At 72.3% G+C, this 20,664-nt stretch carries 23 protein-coding genes; 9 read left to right on the forward strand and 14 right to left on the reverse strand.

The annotated features are described in order from the left end of the window. Positions 1 to 78: 78 nt before the first annotated feature. Positions 79 to 531 (reverse strand): hypothetical protein, encoded by a 453-nt coding sequence (locus tag OG294_RS38205; RefSeq protein WP_327071169.1) that lies wholly within the window; start codon positions 529 to 531, stop codon positions 79 to 81. 322 nt (positions 532 to 853) lie between these two features. Here OG294_RS38205 and OG294_RS38210 point away from each other — a divergent pair, with 322 nt between their 5' ends. The 4 genes from OG294_RS38210 (at position 854) to OG294_RS38225 (ending at position 5,098) form a co-directional block, all read left to right on the forward strand. Continuing rightward, the gene (locus tag OG294_RS38210) at positions 854 to 3,229 is read left to right on the forward strand and encodes a glycoside hydrolase domain-containing protein (RefSeq protein WP_327071170.1); all 2,376 of its coding nucleotides are present in this window, start codon (positions 854 to 856) and stop codon (positions 3,227 to 3,229) included. 1 nt (position 3,230) lies between these two features. Next, positions 3,231 to 3,611: a hypothetical protein gene (locus tag OG294_RS38215; RefSeq protein WP_327071171.1), complete on the forward strand. Its 381-nt coding sequence runs from the start codon at positions 3,231 to 3,233 to the stop codon at positions 3,609 to 3,611. A 91-nt stretch (positions 3,612 to 3,702) separates the two neighbouring features. Beyond that, on the forward strand, positions 3,703 to 4,416 hold the full coding sequence (locus tag OG294_RS38220) for a hypothetical protein (protein WP_327071172.1): 714 nt from the start codon (positions 3,703 to 3,705) through the stop codon (positions 4,414 to 4,416). A 37-nt stretch (positions 4,417 to 4,453) separates the two neighbouring features. Further along, positions 4,454 to 5,098, forward strand: coding sequence for a class I SAM-dependent methyltransferase (locus OG294_RS38225; protein ID WP_327071173.1), 645 nt, complete (start codon positions 4,454 to 4,456; stop codon positions 5,096 to 5,098). Between the two features lie 14 nt (positions 5,099 to 5,112). On the opposite strand, the gene OG294_RS38230 is transcribed toward OG294_RS38225, so the two are convergent. After that, positions 5,113 to 5,610, reverse strand: a complete 498-nt coding sequence (locus tag OG294_RS38230; protein ID WP_327071174.1) for a universal stress protein — start codon at positions 5,608 to 5,610, stop codon at positions 5,113 to 5,115. Positions 5,611 to 5,850: 240 nt separating this feature from the next. On the opposite strand from OG294_RS38230, the gene OG294_RS38235 reads away from it, so the two are divergent. After that, positions 5,851 to 6,513, forward strand: a complete 663-nt coding sequence (locus OG294_RS38235; RefSeq protein ID WP_327071175.1) for a hypothetical protein — start codon at positions 5,851 to 5,853, stop codon at positions 6,511 to 6,513. Positions 6,514 to 6,857: 344 nt separating this feature from the next. Then, on the forward strand, positions 6,858 to 8,036 hold the full coding sequence (locus tag OG294_RS38240) for a serine hydrolase domain-containing protein (protein ID WP_327071176.1): 1,179 nt from the start codon (positions 6,858 to 6,860) through the stop codon (positions 8,034 to 8,036). 79 nt (positions 8,037 to 8,115) lie between these two features. Here OG294_RS38240 and OG294_RS38245 read toward each other — a convergent pair whose 3' ends face one another. From OG294_RS38245 to OG294_RS38275, 7 genes are all read right to left on the reverse strand, one after another. Further along, a complete protein-coding gene (locus OG294_RS38245; RefSeq protein ID WP_327071177.1) occupies positions 8,116 to 8,886 on the reverse strand; it encodes a pirin family protein in 771 nt (256 codons plus the stop codon). A 127-nt stretch (positions 8,887 to 9,013) separates the two neighbouring features. Continuing rightward, complete coding sequence (locus OG294_RS38250; protein WP_327071178.1) at positions 9,014 to 9,319, reverse strand: GNAT family N-acetyltransferase; 306 nt, start codon at positions 9,317 to 9,319, stop codon at positions 9,014 to 9,016. A 157-nt stretch (positions 9,320 to 9,476) separates the two neighbouring features. Further along, on the reverse strand, positions 9,477 to 11,540 hold the full coding sequence (locus tag OG294_RS38255) for a phosphocholine-specific phospholipase C (RefSeq protein WP_327071179.1): 2,064 nt from the start codon (positions 11,538 to 11,540) through the stop codon (positions 9,477 to 9,479). 132 nt (positions 11,541 to 11,672) lie between these two features. After that, complete coding sequence (locus tag OG294_RS38260) at positions 11,673 to 12,695, reverse strand: acetamidase/formamidase family protein (RefSeq protein ID WP_327071180.1); 1,023 nt, start codon at positions 12,693 to 12,695, stop codon at positions 11,673 to 11,675. Between the two features lie 185 nt (positions 12,696 to 12,880). Then, positions 12,881 to 13,033 (reverse strand): hypothetical protein, encoded by a 153-nt coding sequence (locus OG294_RS38265; protein WP_327071181.1) that lies wholly within the window; start codon positions 13,031 to 13,033, stop codon positions 12,881 to 12,883. A 139-nt stretch (positions 13,034 to 13,172) separates the two neighbouring features. Next, on the reverse strand, positions 13,173 to 13,301 hold the full coding sequence (locus tag OG294_RS38270) for a hypothetical protein (protein ID WP_327071182.1): 129 nt from the start codon (positions 13,299 to 13,301) through the stop codon (positions 13,173 to 13,175). A 100-nt stretch (positions 13,302 to 13,401) separates the two neighbouring features. Beyond that, on the reverse strand, positions 13,402 to 14,268 hold the full coding sequence (locus OG294_RS38275; protein WP_327071183.1) for a universal stress protein: 867 nt from the start codon (positions 14,266 to 14,268) through the stop codon (positions 13,402 to 13,404). Between the two features lie 203 nt (positions 14,269 to 14,471). Here OG294_RS38275 and OG294_RS38280 point away from each other — a divergent pair, with 203 nt between their 5' ends. Beyond that, a complete protein-coding gene (locus OG294_RS38280) occupies positions 14,472 to 15,605 on the forward strand; it encodes a mechanosensitive ion channel family protein (RefSeq protein ID WP_327071184.1) in 1,134 nt (377 codons plus the stop codon). Between the two features lie 190 nt (positions 15,606 to 15,795). Beyond that, complete coding sequence (locus OG294_RS38285) at positions 15,796 to 16,035, forward strand: DUF6296 family protein (protein ID WP_327071185.1); 240 nt, start codon at positions 15,796 to 15,798, stop codon at positions 16,033 to 16,035. Positions 16,036 to 16,132: 97 nt separating this feature from the next. On the opposite strand, the gene OG294_RS38290 is transcribed toward OG294_RS38285, so the two are convergent. The 5 genes from OG294_RS38290 to OG294_RS38310 all read right to left on the reverse strand — a co-directional run bounded on the left by OG294_RS38290 (position 16,133) and on the right by OG294_RS38310 (position 19,372). Beyond that, a complete protein-coding gene (locus OG294_RS38290) occupies positions 16,133 to 17,263 on the reverse strand; it encodes a carboxylate-amine ligase (RefSeq protein ID WP_327071186.1) in 1,131 nt (376 codons plus the stop codon). Positions 17,264 to 17,337: 74 nt separating this feature from the next. After that, complete coding sequence (locus OG294_RS38295; RefSeq protein WP_327071187.1) at positions 17,338 to 17,649, reverse strand: WhiB family transcriptional regulator; 312 nt, start codon at positions 17,647 to 17,649, stop codon at positions 17,338 to 17,340. A gap of 315 nt (positions 17,650 to 17,964) precedes the next feature. After that, positions 17,965 to 18,381: a hypothetical protein gene (locus OG294_RS38300; protein WP_327071188.1), complete on the reverse strand. Its 417-nt coding sequence runs from the start codon at positions 18,379 to 18,381 to the stop codon at positions 17,965 to 17,967. A 161-nt stretch (positions 18,382 to 18,542) separates the two neighbouring features. Next, a complete protein-coding gene (locus tag OG294_RS38305) occupies positions 18,543 to 18,995 on the reverse strand; it encodes an SRPBCC family protein (RefSeq protein WP_327071189.1) in 453 nt (150 codons plus the stop codon). A gap of 140 nt (positions 18,996 to 19,135) precedes the next feature. Further along, positions 19,136 to 19,372: a hypothetical protein gene (locus tag OG294_RS38310; protein ID WP_327071190.1), complete on the reverse strand. Its 237-nt coding sequence runs from the start codon at positions 19,370 to 19,372 to the stop codon at positions 19,136 to 19,138. A 382-nt stretch (positions 19,373 to 19,754) separates the two neighbouring features. On the opposite strand from OG294_RS38310, the gene OG294_RS38315 reads away from it, so the two are divergent. After that, on the forward strand, positions 19,755 to 20,660 hold the full coding sequence (locus tag OG294_RS38315) for a class I SAM-dependent methyltransferase (RefSeq protein WP_327071191.1): 906 nt from the start codon (positions 19,755 to 19,757) through the stop codon (positions 20,658 to 20,660). Positions 20,661 to 20,664 lie beyond the last annotated feature (4 nt).

Raw genomic sequence — 20,664 nt, forward strand, 5'->3', positions numbered from 1 at the left:
GGCCCCCTGGTCGGCGGTTCGGGACCGCTGAGGCTGGAACCGGCCTGAGGCGAGGGGCCGGCTGAAGCGAGCCGGCCGTCACGGGGTGGACGGCAGTGGAGAGGCCGGGCGGCGTGCCGCGCCGTCGGTGGTCGTCGGGTGCTGGCCGCGCCACCACCGGGCGGCCGTCGGCTTCGCCTGGGCGCCCGGCATGGCGAGGGACTTGAGCAGTTCCCCCGAGCGCCCGCGGATGTCGATGCGGACCGGCAGGGTGCGGCCCCGCACGCTGGTGCCGCCGGGCCCGGCCGCGTGCGCCTGGCACAGCTCCCGGGCGACGCTGGTGACCAGCGCCGCTGCCACGGCATCGCCGGTGATCGGCTCGGTGTCGTCCCTGAGCCAGTGCAGGATGAGCGCCCAGTCGTCGCCTCGGGTCGCGGTGCGGGGCTGGGTGGGCTCCGCGGTGAGGCCGAGCTCGGCGAGGGCCTCGATCAGCAACTCCACGTCCTGGCCGTCCAGGTGCTGGAAGTTCTCTTCGACGAGCAGCTGTGCCATGGACGTTCCCCCAGGTGATGGCCGGTCGGGCGGGTGCCGCCGGAGCTCCTGATGCCGGATCAGTGATCTCCATGATGGTGACGGCCGTCCGGCTCACCGGGTTTCCGCTGCCGTCGATCTTGACGCTTTCTGTACGTGCGGGCTGTGCAGCCTACGAGTCGGGCAGCGAGGGTGGGGTGGCAATTTGCCAATGCTTTGTCAAAGTTTTTGCTGCTGATGACCTCTGGGGTACTGTTCGAGCGGTTCGGGGCGGGGGTGCCGCCCACAGGCGCTGGGCCGCTGCCGGAAGCCGGGCGGAACAGCAACACGGGGAGGCGTACTGATGGCGGATGCCAAGGTCCTTGAGGCCCAGAAGTGGGTCAATGCCACCTATGCGGGCGTGGCCGGGTACGTGGCGACGCCGGAGGACGGGAAGACCGGTTGGTCGACCATGTTCGCGCTCACCCGCGCGCTCCAGTACGAGTTGGGCATCGCCTCGCTGTCGAGCAGCTTCGGGCCCACCACGATCGGGAAGCTGGACGAGCGCGGCGGCATCAAGCTGGACGAGTCGAACAAGAACCTGGTCCGGATCGTCCAGTGCGCCTGCTACTGCAAGGGCTACGAACCCGGCGGCATCAACGGCAACTTCGGGCTGCCGACGCAGTTCGCCGTCACCTCGCTGATGAGCAACGCCGGCCTCGGTGACCAGCTCCGGGGCACGGTGTCGTCCAAGGTGATGAAGGCGCTGCTGACCATGGACGCCTACGTGGTGGTGGCCGGCGGGACGGACCCGGTCCGCTCCATCCAGCAGTGGCTGAACGGGCGTTACGTCGCCAGCCGGAAGAACTTCTTCGTCATACCCTGCGACGGCATCTTCTCGCGCGACGTGCAGAAGGCCCTCTACCTCGCGATCCAGTACGAGTTGGGGATGACCGACGACCAGGCGACCGGTGCCTTCGGGCCCGGCACCCAGGCCGGGCTCAAGGCGCACACGCTCGCGGAGGGTGCCAGCGGTATCTTCGTCAACATCTTCAGCGCCGCCATGGTCTTCAACCGGGTCCGGCTCTCCCAGGGCGGCTTCTACGGTGGGTTCACCGGCAGCTTCGGCGCCGAACTGACCAGCGCGGTGAAGAGCTTCCAGAAGTTCTCGGAGCTGCCGGAGACCGGGAGCGCGGACTTCGCGACCTGGTGCCAGCTGCTGGTCTCCACCGGCGATCCGACCCGCCCCGGGGCCGGCTGCGACTGCATCACCACCATCACCGACGCCCGCGCGCAGACCCTGAGGGCGGCCGGCTACCGCTTCGTCGGGCGCTACCTGGACGAGAAGCCCGGTGGCAAGCTCAACAAGCGGATCCAGCCCGGTGAGTTGGACACCATCTTCCGCAACGGGCTGCGGGTCTTCCCGATCTCGCAGTACTACGGCGGCGAGGTCAAGTACTTCAACTACCCCCAGGGCTTCGACGACGCGCTCAACGCGCACGCCGCGGCCTTCGGCTACGGCTTCGACATCGGCACCGTGATCTACTTCGGGGTCGACTACGACGCCACCCAGACCGACATCGACAACAACATCATTCCGTACTTCCGCGGGGTGGTGGCCGGTCTGGCCTCCCAGGGCAAGCGCTACGTCCACGGCGTCTACGGATCGCGCAACGTCTGCACGCAGGTGACCAAGTCCACGTACGCGCGTTGGTCGTTCGTCTCCGGCATGTCCACCGGGTTCTCCGGGAACATGGGCTTCGCGCTGCCGGAGAACTGGTCCTTCAACCAGATCCGGACGCTGACCGTGGGCTCCGGCGGCGGCGCCGTCGAGATCGACAACGACGTCTACAAGACCGGCAGCGACCCGGCCGTCGGCTCGGTCAACAACCCGGTCGCGCCCGTCGACGCCTTCATCGAGTACGTCGAGAAGCTCTACGCGCTGGCGACCGCGTACGCGGCGGGCGGCGGCAAGCGCAGCCCCAACACGCTGGTGCTGGAGTTCATGCGCCACGAGGAGTACCAGAACACCCAGTGGCAGCTGCTGATCGGCGACCTGGACTGGGACTTCGTCGACTACGTCGACAAGTCCGGCGTGCAGATGATCCGCCAGTTGCGCGACCCGTTCTACGGGATCGACCTCAAGGTCTCCCACCTGGCGGCCTCCATCAACGGCGAGTACCTGCGCGGGGCGGCGGGCGGAACCGCCGTCAAGCGCGGCGACGTGGCCGGCTGGGCCGGTGACTGGATGACCTTCTACGGCGAGTGGCGCCGCGACAGCGACAGCTACTCCTCCGGCCTGACCTACTGCCGGGAGAAGCTCGCCAAGCTCGACGGCAACGGCACCTTCAAGCTGCGCGACCTGATCGAGGACGCCGACTCCTACAACATCGCCATGCGGATGCTGCAGAACGGCACCATCGTCGAGGAGATGCGGTTCAACTACCTCGGTGGCGGCTACCTTTCGCGCTTCAAGCGGTTCTTCGAGGGGCGCTTCGGCTCGGCGGGCGGCGCCAAGGCCATCGCCCGGGAGGCGCTCACCAGCAGCGACGACGCGGTGATCGACGCCGGCCGGACCTACCTGATCGAGAGCACCGGCGGCTTTCCGACCCTGACGCCGTCCATGCTGCCCGACGGCAAGCTCGACGAGTTCTGCCAGGGCTTCGCCGACATGCTGCTGCAGCGGGTGGGCGACGAGAACGCCAAGGCCCGGATGCTGCGCGCGAATTCGGCGGGCTGAGGTGGTCAGGCGTCAGGCACGGTCGGCGCGGTACTACGTGATCGGTGCGGTGCTCGCGCCGCTGGCCGCCGTCGCCACCTACCTGCACGGGCTGTGGTCGGGCCACGTCCTGGACCTGCGCGGCCGGACGTCCTACTGCGGACCGGGGGAGCCGGCCGGCCGCCCGGAGTTCCAGGGCTGGGTGCCGCTGAGCCACCAGTGCCGGTGGCGCGACGGGAGCGCGACCGAGCTGGTGCCCGGCTACGTCAATCCGGTGGTCGTCGGCTGCCTGGTCGCCATGGTCGTGCTGCTGGTGCTCGCGCAGGTGGCGCACCGCCGGGCCGGTGCGACGGCTCCGGCCGGCTCCGCCGCTGACACGGCCGCCGCTGGCACCGCCCGCTGAAGACGGCCGCCGAAGACGACCGCTGAAGACGGCCGGTGAAGACCGCCGTCGAAGACCGAAGAAGCTGAGCCAGAAGAGGGGGACTTGCTCGATGAGCGAGAACACGCTGATATCCCGCCGGAGTCTGCTGACCGTGATCGGTGGTGCGACGGCCGGCCTGGCGGTCGTGGTGGCCGGCCCGGCGGGCCGGGCGCAGGCCGCGCCGAGCGCCGCGGCTGACGCGGGTGCCACCGCCACCACGGGTGCCACCGCCACCACGGCGAACGGCTGGCCGGTGCTGGGCGCCGGGTCCGCTGTCGCCGAGAGCCGGATAGAGGGCAGCGACGCCGTGGTCGCGCTGCGCGGCGGCGAGGTGGAGACCGTGCTGCTGCACGTCGCCCGCCGCTTCAACTACGAGATCGACACCCTGAACCGGGGCGACCTGCACGGCCACACCACCGCCACCGGCGACCTGGCGCCGTACGAGTCCAACTACCGCTCGGGCACGGCCTTCGCGATCCGCCCCGACCTCTACCCGGTCGGCTCGGCGGGCAATCTGTTCGCTCCGCAGGTGCTGGTCCTGCGCGACATCCTCGCCGACTGCGAGGGCGTGGTCCGCTGGGGCGGGGACGACCAGGAGCAGCCCAAGGAGGGCCACTTCCAGATCGACGTCCCGCCGGGTGACTCCCGCCTGACCAAGGTGGCGGCGAAGATCCGCGGCTGGCAGCAGACCCCCGACCAGGGCGCCGGCACCCCGGTCGACCCGCTGGCCCGCCCCCGCCTCGCCGCCTCGCGCACCCTGGAGGGAGAGCAGAAGGCCGCGTGAAGCCAGGTGAATTCTCCTGCCGTGTGATGCTGGGCCGATGATCGGAGACGATGATCACGCCAGGGTGCGCCGCAGCTACGACACCGTGGCCGCGGAGTACTGGGAGCGGATCGGCGACGAGCTCGCGCACAAGCCGCTCGACCGGGCGCTGCTCGCCTCGCTCGTGGAGCAGACCGACGGCCGCGGGCCGGTGGCCGACCTGGGCTGCGGGCCCGGACACGTGGCCGGCTGGCTCGCCGGGCACGGCGCCGGGTCGGTGGGGATCGACCTGTCACCGGCGATGGTGGAGATCGCCCGCCGGGAACACCCCGCGGCGGAGTTCCGGGTGGGCGACCTGCTGCGGCTGCCCGCCGAGGACGGCGAGTTCGCGGCGGCCGTGGCGCTGTACTCGGTCATCCACCTCGAACCGTCCGAGCTGCACGGGGCGTTCGAGGAGATGCGGCGCGTGCTGCGGCCCGGCGGCCTGCTCCTGGTCGCGTTCCATCTCGGCACCGGGACACGCCACTTGGCCCAGTGGTGGGGGCACGAGGTCGACGTGGACTTCCGCCACCTGGAGATCGCGACGGTCGCGGGCCGGCTGGCGGACGCCGGCTTCACGGTGGAGGCGACGATCGAGCGGACGAACCACCCGCAGGAGGCGCCCACCCGGCGTGGCTACCTGATGGCCCGCCGCGCCGGGTAGGACCGGACGGTCCCTCAGGCGGCCATGGCCAGCTCGGCGCGCCCACCGCGCGGGTGGTGGGTGGTGGGCCGGGCGTCGGCCGGGACGGTGAGGACGGTGCAGCGGGCGCGGGCCAGGCAGTGGCGGGTGACCCGGGCGAAGAGCGGCCGCAGCGGTCCGCGACGGCCGGCGCCGACCACGAGCAGGTCGTCGGGGCGGTCGGCGATCTGCAGCAGGGCGGGGCCCGCCGCACCGCGGATCACGACGGGGGAGACCGGCAGGCCGGCCGGGTAGCCGCCGAACGCCTCGCCGAACGCCTTGTCGAGGCGGTTGCGCGCGGCCTGGTGCCAGGCGGCGGCCAGCGGCGGGCAGGGGTGCGCACGGTAGGCGGGCTCGCCACCGACCGGGGTCCAGGCGATCACCGGCACCAGCTCGGCGCCGCGCCGGGCCGCCTCCGCCGCCGCGCGCTGCAGGACCGCCGCGTCGCGCCGTGAACCGCTGACGCCGACGATGACCCGGGTGGACTCGGCCATGATGTGCTGCACTTCCTTTGATCATGGACCTGGCGAGGTCCAGCTTCGCTTTATCGACTGAGACGATCCTATCGTCTTGCATTCGTAGGTCAACAGGTGGGGGTGCCTTCTATCGATAAGTCCTGGTCGGGGGCTGCCTTCGGTTGTACGAACCGAACCGATCGGGCCCGGTCGGCCGTGCTACTGGGTGGCGGATCCTTCTCGGAACCGCGTCACGGTGCGAGTGCGGAGGTTCGATTCATGCCCTGGTACGAGGGGTCCTGCCGGATCACGGTGATCGGGGTCGCGGCCTCCTGGCCGCAGCGCGTGGTGGTGAGCATCCGCCGCGGTGCCACGATCGAGATCCCGGGAACCGTCGGGGCCAGCCAGGTGATCGACGCCGGAGACGCGAGCCACGGCTGGGACCTCTCCGTCGAGCACCAGTACGAGGGCCTCTGGCGGCCGAACGTGCGCGCCATCCAGGGCAAGTGGACGGACACCGAGCACGGGCGCAGCCAGCTGATCCGCAGCAAGGACCACGACTGGCCGGGCGACACCGGTGAGCGCAACCTGGTGATCCGCATCGACCGGATCGGCTCGGGCGGGCCGGCCCCGGGGCTGGTGGCCGGCGTCCGGCGGTCCCGCACCGAGCCGGCCGCCGTGCCCGTGGAGCGGCAGACGGCTGCGCGGCGGCCCGTCACGGAGTCGACGTCGGCTCCGGTGTGGGAGCGCGGCGGCGCCGGGTGGCGGGCCACCGAGTCCGCCCCGGCGGCCGAGCGCTCGCCGGCCTCGGCCCCGCGGACCGTCACCGAGTCCAGCACGGCGCCCGAGCGCACGCCGGGCGCCGCGCCCCGGGTCGCGACGCAGAGCCACTCGGCCCCCGCCGTCCCCCGGGTGGCGACCAGCGGCGGCACGAACGGCTGACCGCGGGGCCGCATGCCCTCGTCCGCCCGTCTCGGCCGCGCGCTCTCGGCCGCGCGCTCTCGTCCGCCCGTCCTCGTCCGCCCGTCCTCGGCCGCCCGTCTCGACCGCGCGATCGCGCTCTCTCCCCGGCGCGCCCTCCGGCTCGGGCCGGCAACGGCTCCGGCGCGCACCATCCTGGCCGCCAGGACAGCGGGTGCGCATCGCGGGAACGCGGGAGAAACTCCTCGCTCGGTCGGGGGAGGTCAGCGGCGGGCCCTGCGACCACACTGGCCGATCGTGACCAGGGAGTCGCTCGGCTGCCGAGCCTTCCCCTGGTCTCCCAACGATCCCAGAGGAGTTGAGTCATGCGTGAGCAGATGCGGCAGGGGCTTTCGGTCGGGCGGGGGCGGCAGGGCCGGCGCGCGGTGCTGCCGGCCGTGGTGGCGGTCGGCGTCATGACCCTGAGCGCCGCCCTGGCGCCGTCCGCCGCCTCCGCCACCGCCAGGCCGGACGCCGTCCAGCAGGGCCTGAACGCACTGCTGCACAACGACGGTGTGCCCGCCGCGCTGGCCGGCGTCCAGGGCCGCGACGGCCGCATCCGCACCTACACCGCGGGGGTCGGCGACCTGGCCACCGGTGCGAAGGTGCCGGTCGACGGGCAGGTGCGGATCGGCAGCAACACCAAGACGTTCACCGCGGTGGTCGTGCTGCAACTGGTCGGCGAGGGGAAGATCGGCCTCGACGAACCGATCGAGACCTACCTGCCGGGCCTGGTCCGGGGCGACGGGATCGACGGGCGCCACATCACCGTGCGCCAGCTGCTGCAGCACACCAGCGGGATCCCCGACTACGAGGGCTACATCGACGAGGCCGCGATGCAGGACCGCTACTACGACCCCCGCGACCTGCTGGACATCGCGCTGCAGCACAAGGCCGACTTCGCTCCCGGGACGGGGTTCAACTACAGCAGCACCAACTACGTGCTGGCCGGCCTGATCGTCCAGAAGGTCACCGGCCGCCCGCTGCCCGAGGAGATCGAGCAGCGGGTCGTCCAGCGCATCGGGCTGCGCCACACCTACTTCCCCGCCCCCGGCGACCGGACCATCCGGGAGGCCCATCCCCAGGGGTACCGCAGGGATGCGGCCGGCGGACCGCTGCTCGACTTCACCCAGATGGATCCCTCCGCGGGCTGGGCGGCGGGCCAGATGATCTCCACCAACTCCGACCTCGACCGGTTGTTCACCGCCCTCCTCGGCGGCCGCCTCCTCCCGGCGGCCCAGCTCGCCCAGATGCGCACCACCGTCCCCATCGGCACCACCGGCGCCGGCTACGGGCTGGGGATCATCAGCAGGCCGCTCTCCTGCGGTGGTGTCTACTGGGGCCACGGCGGCGACATCCCGGGTTACGAGACCCGGGGCGGGGTCACCGACGACGGCCGGGCCGCCGACGTCGCGGTGACCACCATCCCGACCGACCCGGTCGGCACCACGCACGTCGAGAACGTCGTGGACACGGCCCTGTGCGGGCTGCCGCACGCCTCCTGAGGCCGGGCCGTCGGCCCGGGCCGACCCGCGCGACATCCGGCACCTCCGGGGTCGCGCCGGGCCGGCGCCGGGCGGACGGTCATCGGGCGATGGTGGCGTGCATCTCCCACACGAGGATCTCCGCCTGCTCGACCGCGGTGACCCTCTGCCCGCCGATCGCGGTGAAGCGCACGGCGTCGCCGGCGTCCAGTGGGCCGACGCCTTCGAGCGCGACCTTGCCGCGGGGGACGAACAGGTGCACGAAGGGGGCGTCGGGCAGCTCGACGCTCTGGCCGGGCAGCAGGCGGGCGGCGTGCAGCGCCGCGTGGCGGTTCCTGATCCGGACGGCCGACGCGCCGTCGTGCCTGTCCATCCCCGAGGCGACCGGGACCAGGCCGCCGGAGAGCAGTTCGCCGTCGATTTCGAGCTGCTCGTAGCCCGGGGTGATGCCGCCCTCGTCGGGCAGGACCCACATCTGGACGAAGTGGACGGGGTCGGTGTGGGCGTCGGTGCCGGCCAGCCGCCAGGAGTCGTTCTTCTCGGAGTGCAGGATGCCGGTTCCGGCGCTCATCCGCTGGGCGAGTCCGGGGTAGATCACGCCGGAGTGGCCGGTGGAGTCCTGGTGGACCAGGGAGCCCTGCAGCACCCAGGTGACGATCTCCATGTCGCGGTGCGGGTGGGTCTCGAAGCCGCTGCCCGGCTTGACGATGTCGTCGTTGTTGACGAGCAGCAGCCCGTGGTGGGTGTTGGCGGGATCGTAGTGTCCGCCGAAGGAGAAGGAGTGTTTGGAGTCCAGCCAGTCGATCTTCGTGCTGGAGCGCTCGGCGGCGCGGCGGACGTCGATCCGTGGGTGGTTCGCGGTGGTGTTCACCTCGGGTCCTTTCGTGCGGGGGCCTCGCACGGGAGAACATAGTTCATCGTTCAACTATTTCCATGTGCAGGGGGCGACCCCGGTCCGGCGCGCCCCTCGCTGCTGCGCACCCGTCGCCGTGTGGTGCTCAGAGGCCGAAGCGGGTGCGCTGGGCCTCGGGCACCAGGTCGACGTAGTCGGGGTGCTTGGTCAGCCAGTCGCGGATGAACGGGCAGTAGGGGAGCACGTCGGCGCGCTGCTCCCGGGCGGCGTCGAGTGCGGCGCGGGCCAGTCGGCCGGCGAGTCCGCGGCCCGCGAAAGCGGGGTCGACCTCGGTGTGGATGAAGGCGATCTCGTTCTCGTGCCGGAAGTACTCGGCGAAGCCCGCGAGTGCACCGTCCTCGGTGATCTCGAACCGCGACCGGTCGGGGTTGTTCCTGACGTCGCTGCTCATCGTTCCATCCTCCTGCTGTCGGCTTGGGGCTGCGCGGTCGCGGCGGTCCCACCGACATTTAATTTATCATTCAACAAGATGCTGATCAAGCATGCCGGAGGCCTGCGGGCGGCGAGTGCCGCCCGCAGGCCTCCGGCATGGTGTGCGCGGTCGGTGGTCAGCCGCTGATGCTCACCGTGCCGGTCTCCAGGTGGCCGACGGCCCGGCGGGACCAGCTGCTGTCGCTGCTGACGGTGACGGTGAAGTCGTACCAGCCCTGGGCGACGGTCACGGCGTTGAAGAAGTCCGTGACGGTGGCGCCGGCGGCGACCTGGTACGTCCACACGCCGCCGCGGTAGTTGTTCGAGGTGATGGTGAACGTGGCGCTGCTGGTAGCGGAGTTGGTCATCGTGAACCAGACCGCCGGCTTCCCGGTGTCCGGTGCCGGTGCGTAGGAGGTGGTGGCCTCGGCGCTCTTGCCCGCGGTGGTGGCGTTGCCGGTGAAGCGGCGCAGGAAGCGGTTGGGGCCCACGACGGTGAGGTCGTACTGGCCGTTGCCGTAGTTCGCGCCGATGTCGAAGGCCTCGCTGGCGCTGCCGTCGGTGCGGGAGGCGGCGTTGTAGGGGGCGACCGTGTACTGCCAGGGGCCGTCGGTGCGGTAGGCGTTGGCGTAGACCGAGTAGTGCGCGTAGGCGGTGGCCTGCGGGCCCTGGTTGGCGAGGTCGATCCAGAGCCGGATCTGGTTGTTCGCGTCGTACTCGATGTGGTCGACCCAGGCGTTGGGCTGGTAGGGGAGCGCGCGGGCGGGCTTGGTGCCGCTCTCCTGGCCGGGCATGGCGTTGTTGCTCGGGCCCGGGTTGACCTGCGTGTTCGCCGTGGCCTGGCTGATGGTGGCGCTGGTGTCGGGCAGCGCGGGGAGCCCGTAGACCGGGTTGGCGAAGTCGAAGGCGCCGGTGAGGTCGCCGCAGACCTGGCGGCGCCAGGTGCTGATGTTCGGGCAGGTGGCCGGGGTGCCCAGCGCGGCGGTCCAGGTCTCCAGGAAGCGGATGACGCTGGTGTGGTCGTAGACCTGGGAGTCCACGTAGCCGCCGCGGGTCCACGGCGAGGCGATGATCATCGGCACCCGGAAGCCGAGGCCGATGTTGGTGCCGGAGTAGAACTCGTCCGCGGTCCCGGCGGGGGCGACCGGCGGCGGCACGTGGTCGAAGAAGCCGTCGTTCTCGTCGTAGTTGAGGAACAGGGCGGTGGAGTTGAAGGTGGTGGGGTCCGCCGCGAGCGCCTGCAGCACGAGGTTGACGAAGTGCGCCCCGTTCTCCGGCGGGCCGTCGGGGTGCTCGGAGAAGAGCTGGTTGGACACCACCCAGGAGACCTGGGGCAGCGTGCCCGCGAGCGCGTCGGCCTTGATCGCCGCCGCGATGTCGTCCGGCGTCGAGCCGGTGCTGGGCACCGAGCCCATGCCGCGCTGGCTCAGCGGGCTCGAACTGGCCGCACCGGTGAACTGGTTGAAGTAGGCGAGGCCGTTGTCGCCGAAGTTGTCGCTGGCGTTCTGGTAGACCTTCCAGCTCACCCCGGCGTTCTGCAGGGCCTCGGCGTAGGTCTGCCAGTGCAGGCCGCTCTCGCTGCCGCCGTCGTAGGCCGCGCCGCCCGCGGTGCCGTTCGGGTCGATCATGCCGGACCACAGGTAGGTGCGGTTGGGGCCGGTGGCGGACAGGATCGAGCAGTGGTACGCGTCGCAGATGGTGTAGGCGTCGGCCAGCGCGTAGTGGAACGGGATGTCCGAGCGGGTCATGTAGCCCATGGTTCTGTTCGAACCCTTGGCGGCGATCCAGGAGTCCATCTTCCCGTTGTTCCACGCCTGGTGCTGGGTGGACCAGGAGTGGTCGAGCGAGCCGTCGCACTGGGCCAGCAGCTCGCCGCTGCTGCCCCACCACCAGGTGTTGGTGGCGCTCAGCTGCCACGGGTACTGCCGGCCGCTGCCGTTGGGCTGGTTGAAGACGCTGTTGCCGCCCGCGAGCTGGATCGTCGACCGGTCGCCGAAGCCGCGCACGCCCTTCATCGACCCGAAGTAGTGGTCGAAGCTGCGGTTCTCCTGCATCAGCACGACGACGTGCTTGACATCGCTGATCGTCCCCGTGGTCGCGGCGGCCGCGCGGGGCGCGACGCCGGGCAGGGAGTCCAGCCCCACGGCCGCGCCGAGCGCGGCGGCGGAACCGAGGAAGGTACGACGGGTCACGGGCGACACGGAGGGCCTCCGAAAGTAATCTATACAACTCCAGCGGGGAGACTCTGAGACAGTAAGGTTTCGGCCAGTCGGTGACAATGCGTCGGCGAGATGAAGTGCGGCGGACCATTGCACAGGTTCGCCGACGATGCGTCAGCCGAGCGGGCCCTGCGGCGCGGCGCTGCGCAGGTGTTCGTGCAGGCCGCCGTGGGCCGGTCCGGCCGGGGCCGGCAGCCACTCCTTGCGCACCTTGGCGACGGCGGTGTAGTTGGTGTCGCAGACATTGGCCAGCGGTGACTCCACCGCCTGGGAGAGGAACTGGTAGGCGTCCATGGCCGCGAAGCCGTAGTCGCGCACCAGCCACTGCACCAGGTCGAGTTGGGCGATCCGGAAGGCGTCCTCCAGCGGGCGGGCGGAGCCGGTGGAGATCAGGTGGGTGTCCGACTCCAGCCGGGGCCAGGGCGTGGCCACACCCTTGAGCAGTTCCACCACGACCACCGTGTGCATCGCGCACTCCACCGCCACCCCGCAGGTCTCGCCCTCGCCCTGGCGGGCATGGCCGTCGCCGAGGCTGAACAGCGCGCCGGGCACGTTGACCCCGAGGTAGCAGGTGACGCCGGCGCGCATCTCCGGGGTGTCCAGGTTGCCGCCGTGCGCGTCGGGGACCAGCGCGGAGCGCACCTCCAGGTTGGCCGGGGCGACCCCGACCGTGCCGTGCATCGGGTCCATCGGCAGCTTGAGCCGCAGGTCGCCCTCGCGGGCGGTGAACAGGCAGCTGCGCTCGGCGCGGTCGAGCTGCCAGATCCAGACCCGCTCGGGCAGCGGTTCCTGCAGTGTCGCGGTGGTGTGGGTGGAGGTGAGCGCGCCGAACAGCGGCACGGTGGTGGAGGCGGCCCAGTCGCGGGCCGGCTCGATCGACACGAAGTGCAGTGCCAGGGTGTCGCCGGGCTCGGCGCCCTCGACGAAGAACGGGCCCGTCTGCGGGTTGAGGAACGGGAACCGGCAGACCTCGGAGACCAGGGTCTTCTCCGAGGTGACCTGGCCGCCGAAGCAGTCCTCGGTGAACAGGTCCAGCACGGTGCCGGGCGCGACGGTGGCCAGCGGCCGGGCGCCGCCGAAGGTCCAGGCGTACTGCTCGGGGGAGGGGCGCACGGTCAGGACACGGGGGTCGGTCACAGCAGCTCCTGCGTGGTCGGCGCGGGCGGGGCCGGGTCGAACTGCCCACCGCAGCAGGGTAGTGCCCGCCTCCGCTCATGCCACCGGTCGTGCTGCCCCCGCCGTCCGCCCGGGCCTCGAACGGGACGGGCCGTCACCGGTCTTTCGGTGACGGCCCGTTGAGGTCGGGATCGGTACTGGGGTGCTCATCCGAGCAGGCTGGTCAGGGCCCGGCGGGCGCGCTGACCGGTGCGCTCCGCGCGGTTCCTGAGCTGGGCGGCGCGGGCCAGGCGCAGGGTCTGGGCCTCGCGCAGGCGCTCGTCGATGGTGGCCCGGGCAGCGTCGATCTGGTACGTCATGGTCGTCTCCCCCTGTGATGGGCGGTCCGTCGGCATCACCGTGATGCCGGGTTCCGGAGGCCGCCCGCCTTCGGTACTTCAGATTCTACACCCAAACTCGCCTGGCGCCTTTCATTTTGGCATCCGTTCAGAAACTGGCCTACTGATCGAAGGCTGTGAGCCGCTTCGGGACCTGTTCCACGGCGGCATCCGAGGTGTCCGGGCGGTGGACGGCCGCGACCGCGCTCTCCAGGTAGGGGGAGTCGCCGCGCAGCGGGCGGCAGGTCACCCCTCCCCGCCGGCCCGCGTGACGCGCGTCCGGGCTGCGGCTGTCAGGGCGGCCGGACGCGGCGGCTGAGGGTCAATGCGTGACGGTCAGGAGGTGACGGTCAGTCGTGCGGCACGACGGCGACCGGGCAGGCCGCGTGGTGGATGGCGGCATGGGTCACTGGGCCGATCCGGGGTGTCAGGCCGGTGCGGTTGCCGCCGCGCCCCACGACCAGCAGGCCCGCGCCGGGGGCGATGTCCACCACCGCTCGGGGCGGACTCTCGTGACTGAGGTGCTCCACCACGTGGACGGCGGGGAACTTCTCGCGCCAGGGGAGCAGGGCATCGTGCAGCTCCTGCCGGTCGGCCTGGAGCGCGGACTCCTCCGACACCTGCTCCCGGCCGGTGGCCGCCCGCCGATGTGGGGTGGCGTGGACGGTCAGCAGCGGCACATGGCGTCGGGCGGCGGCGCCGAAGGCGAACGCCAGCACGCGCTCGTAGCCGGGGCGCAGGCTCACGCCGACCGCCACCGGGCCGGACGGCGCGGCGACCGCACCGGGGCCCTGCGGCTCCTCGTGCGCGCGCACCAGCACCACGGGCCGTTCGCTCTGGGCGACGGCGTGCAGGGCGAGCGAGCCGAGCACGTAGCCCTGCACGCCGCCCAGCCCCTGGGAGCCGAGCACCAGCATCTCCGCGTTGGGCGCGCCGGGCAGCAGCGCCGCGGGGGAGTCGGCCGGCAGCAGCTCGGTGATGACGGGCACATGGGGGTAGCGCGCGAGCAGGTCGCTCTCCGCGTCCTGGAGGAGGCGCTGTGCGGCGAGGGCCTGCGGGTGCTCGGCCGGGACGTTCTGCGCCGTCATGGCGCGAAGGATCCACAGGTGCAGCAGCCGTACCGGTAACCCTCGCAGCTCGGCCTCGCGTGCCGCCCAACGGGCGGCGGACAGGCTCTCGGCGGAACCGTCGAGGCCGACGGTGATCTCTGGTCGCATGGCGCTCGCCTCCGTGTACCAGTCTGCCGGACCGTGTCCACCGCAGCTCCCCGACCGGTCGGGCGCCGGGAAGCCGCACCGGGCTCCCGGCGCGGCTCCCGTTGCGCGCATGCTCCCCGGCTGGACGGGCAGACGAGCCTCCGATCGGGCGACGGCACAACGCTTTCAGAGGTTCAGAGGTTCAGAGGTGAGGAGAGTTCGGCGTGACTTCATGGAGCCTGTTGCGGACGGTCGCGGTGGCGGCCTGCGCGATGCTCGTGGCATTCGCCATCAACCAGGCTGTGGTGACGGTCGCCCGCCGTGTGGCCTCACAGCGCCCCGAGAGCACCCCGCTGTCCCTGCTGCGCCGGTGCCGCAGGCCCTTCATCCTCACCATCGGCACCAGCCTGATGCTGGCGGGCGCGGGCTGGGCCGGCCTTGCCCCGGCGCCGCAGGACGCGGCCCGCCACCTGCTCGTGCTGCTCTGCCTCGGGTCGTGCGCCTGGCTGGCGGCGCGCCTGGTCGCCTTGCTGATCGACACCAGCGTGCGGTTCTCGGTGCGCCGGCAGAGCGCGAGCCAGGTGCGCCGGGCCCGTACCCAGGCGAGCATGCTGCGCCGGGTCAGTCAGGCGGCCATCGCCGTGATCGCACTGGGCGCCATGCTGATGACGTTTCCCGCCGTGCGGACCCTGGGCACCAGCCTGCTGGCCTCGGCCGGTCTGATCGGGGTGATCGCCGGTGTTGCCGCGCAGAGCACGCTCGGCAACGTCTTCGCCGGCATCCAGATGGCCTTCGGCGACATGGTGCGGATAGGCGACACGGTCGTCGTCGCCGGTGAATGGGGCACCGTGGAGGAGATCACCCTCACCTACGTCGTCGTGGCGACCTGGGACCAGCGGCGGATCGTCATGCCGGCCTCGTACTTCGCGGGGCGTCCGTTCGAGAACTGGACCCGCAGTGACAGCCGGATCACCGGCACGGCCCTGCTCCACCTCGACCACAGCACACCGGTGGACGCCCTGCGCGCCGAGTTCGAGGCGCTGCTGGCCAAGACCGACCTCTGGGACGGCGAGGGCAGCGCACTGCAGGTCGTGGATTCCACCCCGTCCACGATCGTGGTCCGGGCGCTGATGACCGCCCGCGACGCCGGCGACGCCTTCGAACTGCGCTGCCTGGTCAGGGAGAAGCTGATCGCCTACCTGCGCCAGGAGCACCCCCACGCCCTGCCCCGCCTTGCCCTGGCGCGCGCCGAGCACGTGGCCGGCGCGGACATGGCCGACGCGGACGCAGCGGGCCTGGAGACGGCCGACACGCCCGGCCGGGAGAACCGGGGGAATGGACGCGCGAAAGCCGGGTAGGCGGGGCTCGCCGCTCCGCCCGCGCGTGCCTGCGTGCGAGGCACCCGCGGGTGGGGCGGACCAAGTCGCGACCGCGTGCCCGCACTGAGCGTGCCCGCACTGAGCGGACCGGGCCGGGCCCGGTCCGCCCGCGCCACGCTGCGCCGGGCTGGGCCGGTGCAGCGGTCGGTCCCACGAGTGAAGGATTTCCATGCCCCACGAGCGTTACGAGCTGACCTTCCGCCACACTCCCGCTGTCGGTCGTCCGGACACCCCCGACGTGGTCGTGGTGCAGCGCCAGGACGCCACCGGCCCGGGCGGCCACCCGCTCTACCGTGACCGCAGCGGCATCCTCTGCGTGGAGATCAGCGATCGGGGCGAGGCCCGGATGCTCAGCACCGGCGTGCACCAGCTGCCGCTGCGCCCCACCTCCGTCCGCCGCCGCGGATAGCGCCAACGGCCGGCCGTAGCGCCCGCCGTCAGCTCGTGGGGCTCGGTCGCCTCACTCGGTCGCCTCACTCGGTCGTTTCGTAGGGCTCGCCGCAGGTTCAGGAGGCCGAGGTCTCGGCCGCGATCATCGTGATCAGCCCTTGGCGCCCGGTCTGCGCCAGGCTGCGGCGCTGGCGTTCGGCCCCGTTGCCCTCGCGCAGGTGGCGCTCCAGCAGCGGAACGACCTCGCGGGTGTCACCGGCCTCGGCCAGCGCGGGCGCGAGGTAGTCGATCATGTCCTCGACGATCGCACCGGCCGGCCGGGCCAGCCCGGTGCGCGGGTCGTGCAACTGGCCGTCCATGCCGTGCCGGGCGGCGTGCCAGCCCGCACCCGCCAGGCCCTCCGGCGGCCACTGGGGCGATGCGGGCACGGCGGACCGCTCGCGCATCAGCGTCACGGCCAGTGCCCGGACCACCCCGGCCAGCATCACCGCCTCGTCGGCGCGCAACTGCACGTCCATCGCCCGCAGCTCGATGGTGGGAAAGCGCGCCGAGAGCCGGGCCTGCCAGTACAACTGGCCACGGTCACGGATCAGTTCGGCGTCCAGCAGATGCTGGATGCGGTCCTCGTAGTCCTGGGCCCCGGCGAACACCGGGGGAATCCCGCTGATCGGCCAGCGGCCGAACACCACCGTGCGCCAGCTGGCGAACCCGGTGTCGCTGCCGTGCCACACCGGTGAGTTCGCGGACAGCGCGGTGAGGATCGGCAGCCACGGTCGCATGCGGTTGAGCAGCGCGACGCCGCACTCCTGGTCGGGAATCCCCACATGCACGTGCATGCCGTTGATCAGCGCCTCGTCGGCCAGCCGCGAGACCTGCCGGCTGATCGAGTGGTAGCGCGGCGCGTCGGTGATCGCCGGGGGAGCGGCCGGCGCGTACGGGCCGGTGCCGCACGCCGCCAGCCGGCATCCCGAGCCCTCGGCGGCGGCCGCCAGCGCGTGCCGCAGGCGCAGCAGGTGACCACCGACCTCGGCGAGCTCCCGGCAGACCGGGGTGGCCACCTCGATCTGTGCCTGGAGCAACTCGTGCTGGAGTTCTGCGTGCTCCACGGCGGGGTGCAGGCCGGCCGCCGCACGCACCGCCTCCACCATCGGCATCGGCAGCCCGCTGGCCGGATCCAGGAGCAGGTACTCCTCCTCCACCCCCACCGTCGGCGGGCCGGCCAGTACGGACTCATCACGGACAGCCATACCTCAGGGGTACCCGTACCCCGGCCGGCCACACGCCGGCAGCCGTTTCGCGGTGCGCCCGGGCAGGTCCTGGGTCAGGCCGCGACGTGGCGGCGATGGGTCACACCGCGTCGGCGGGTGCGCAGTGCGGAGGCCCGCTCCTCCGCGCTCAGGCCGCCCCAGACGCCGTAGGTCTCCCGGGTGCGCAGCGCGTGGTCCAGGCAGGCCTCGCGGACCGGACAGCCCGCACAGACCGCCTTGGCGGCGGCGTCGCGGTCGTCGTGGGCAGGGTTGCGTTCGCCGGGCGGGTGGAAGAACAGGCCGCTGTCCGCCGAACGACAGGCAGCGTGCAACTGCCACTGCCAGTAGTGCTCGAAGGCACCAGGTAGCCGTGACACGTCGGACATGGAAGCTCCTTCGGCTGGCGCCGCCGACCCGACACCGTGCGGAGCGGTGCGGCCGAGCGGGCGGTCGGACGGTTGACGTCGGGAGGGCGGCGCCGGACCTGGCGGCGCCGCCGGCCGATCGCAGGGGCGGTCCCGCCCCGGGGCCGGTGCTGCCACCGGGCCCCGGGGCGGCTGCCCGAGGCCGTCCGGGTAGCACCGCCGCGCACGGGGGGAACGCGCGGGGCGGGCGACGGCCTCGGGTGTCGTCTCACCGCGAATCGGCGCTTCAAACGGGGTACCCCCGCCGATTTTCGTTCGCTGATCCGGTGCGCCGCTTCAGCCGCCCACCGGCCCGCGCACGACGGCGGCGGCCCAGGGCGTACCGACCGCCGTGAGCGAGGCGGCGGCCCCCGCAAGCTCCTCGGCCAGGGCGGCGGCCACCCGGCGGGCGTCGAGCAGGCGGTCCCGCGAGTCGCGAGCGGCGCGGGCCAGATCGAGGTCCGAGCCCAGACCGGCGGGCGCCAGGCGCCCGCCCGCCTGCTCGCTGCTGAGGAAGGAGCCCAGCTGGTCGAGGAGTTCGGGCAGTCGAGCGGTCATGGCCGCCAACGCCTGCACACTCTCGACGACTTCACCGGCCTGGGACAGGCCCGGCTTGCCGTCCGGCTGAGCACTGTGTTCGGCGGCCGCGATCAAAGCGGCTGCCTCGGCGGTGAGTTCGGCGACCGGGCGGTGCGGCGGAATGGGACTGGTCATCGTCATGCCCTCCTTCGGATCGGGTGACGGGCGAGCCTCGCCTACCCGGCCCCGGTGGCACCAGTCCTGACGTCGGGCCGCCTCACCCGGCCGCGCGCTGCCAGGCCCTCCCCGCCCTCCCCGCCCGCCTGCCCCGCCCGCCTGCCCCGGCCGCGTGGGCGTCAGCTCAGCAGGCGGTCCAGGACCCGGCCGAACACGAGCCGCCCGGCGCACGCGAGCACCGGATCGAGGAACCCCGGAAGCCACGGGAGGACGATCTCCTCCGTCCAGCTCACCACGCTCCCACCCGCCGCACCGCCCGCCGCACCGCCCCCTGCGCGGACCCGCAGCTCCGCCCAGCCGCGGACCGGGCGGCCACGCTTCGCGAGCCGGCACAGCCCGTCGGATCCGGCGGTGGGGACGGTCAGTTCGACGATCTCCATGAGGTCGTCGAAGACGAAGGGACCGAGGCTGGTCCTGGCCAGCACGGTGTCCCCGGGCTGCCGGCCGGAGCCGCGCGCGGTCGAGACGCGGGTGAACGGCACCCGCTCGCCGTGCCGGGGCCAGTCGGTCAGCCGGTCCAGGCAGGCGGCAGGGGGGAGCGCCGATCGGCGCGTCAGGACGAACAGGGCCACGGTTCACCGTAGGGACATCGACCGCCGGCGGGCAACCGGCCTCCGGCGGTCGAACGGCGAACGGGGCTGTGTCCGTTGATTCCCAGGGAATCGGCGGACACAACCCCATCGGTTCGTGCGGACAGCCGGGGCCGGGCCCGTCACGGGGGCCTGCCGGTGGTCTGGGGTACCTGCCGCAGGTAGGCGGCCCCGCAGGAGTGGCAGAAGGGCTGCGCCGCCGGGGATCCCCAGGTGTCGGGGGACTGGGTCGCGGCAGCAGGGTCGATCTCGCGGCCGCACATGGCCTGGCTGCTGTGGTCCCTCACCATGTGCCAGTGCAGGACCCTGCCCTGTGGGTCCCCGGCTTCGTGTTCGGCGCGCATCTCATACACGTCCATGACTGCGATACTCCGAGAGGCGCAGCGGATGGGCCACCCGGGTTAGCCCAGAAGGCTGGCGCGCCGCCTCCAGGTGCCGCAGGCAGGCGTGCACGGCGGCGGACCACGGCCGCAGGGGCCGCAGGAGCTCCACGCCGCGGCGGGTGGTGCCGTGCGTCCTGCGGCCTGCGGGAGGGCGACCTCACCGGGCACCGGACCAGCACGGCGGACCAGGGTCGGGCTGTTGATATTCACCCGTCCGAGTGAACTCGGTGGACTTCTCCTGCAGGGGGCGACCGTCGGCCGGACAGTGAAGAGGCTCCTCGGCCGCTCGGCTCCTCGCAGGTCCGTCATTCGCACTCCTCGCTCTTCGTGGTCCCAACTCGCCCCCACGGGAGGACACATGGTCGGCACGGCGCAGCAGAACACCGGCGTGGAAGGGGTGGACGGGGGCGTCGGCGTGACGGCGCTGCTGGTCGCCGCGGCACGCGCGATCGAGACCCACCGCCACGACACGCTGGCCCAGGACACCTATGCGGAGCACTTCGTGCGCGCCGCCCCGGCCTCCGCGAGCTGGCCGGTGCGCCTGCAGCAGGCGCCGGACGGGGACGCGAACCCGTTGTGGGGGCGATTCGCCCGGTACTTCGGTCTGCGGACCAGGGTCCTGGACGACTTCCTCCTCCGCTCCGTGCACGCGGGGGCCCGTCAAGTGGTCCTGCTCGGCGCCGGGTTGGACACCCGGGCGTTCCGGCTCGACTGGCCGCCGGACCGCGTGGTCTTCGAGGTCGACCGGGAGGGCGTACTGGCCTTCAAGCACCAGGTGCTGGACGGCCTGTCGGCCACCCCGAAGGCGGCCCGGGTGCCGGTCCCGGCCGACCTGCGGGCCGACTGGGTCGCGGCCCTGACCGGGGCCGGCTTCGACCCGGCCGCACCGAGCGTCTGGCTGGCCGAGGGGCTGCTCTTCTACCTGCCCAATGCCGTAGAGACCCAGCTCATCGACACGGTGGACCAGGTGAGCGCGCCAGGAAGCGCCCTGGCCTACGAGGTCAAGCTGGAGAAGGACCTGATGGTCCACCGCGACAGCACGCTCTACACCGCGACGAAGCAGCAGATCGGCATCGACCTGCTCGACCTCTTCGTCGGCGAGCCGCGGCCCGACTCCGCAGGCTGGCTGGCCGGCAAGGGCTGGTCCACCTCGGTCCGCACCCCCTTCGACTTCACCCGCGAGCACGGACGCGGCCCGCTGCCCGAACAGAACGACGCACTGGCCGGCAACCGCTGGGTGTTCGCGAACAAGCCCCGGCCGTAGCGCG

The organism is Kitasatospora sp. NBC_01302, assembly GCF_035976515.1.
In the GTDB taxonomy this organism is placed as follows: Bacteria; Actinomycetota; Actinomycetes; order Streptomycetales; family Streptomycetaceae; genus Kitasatospora.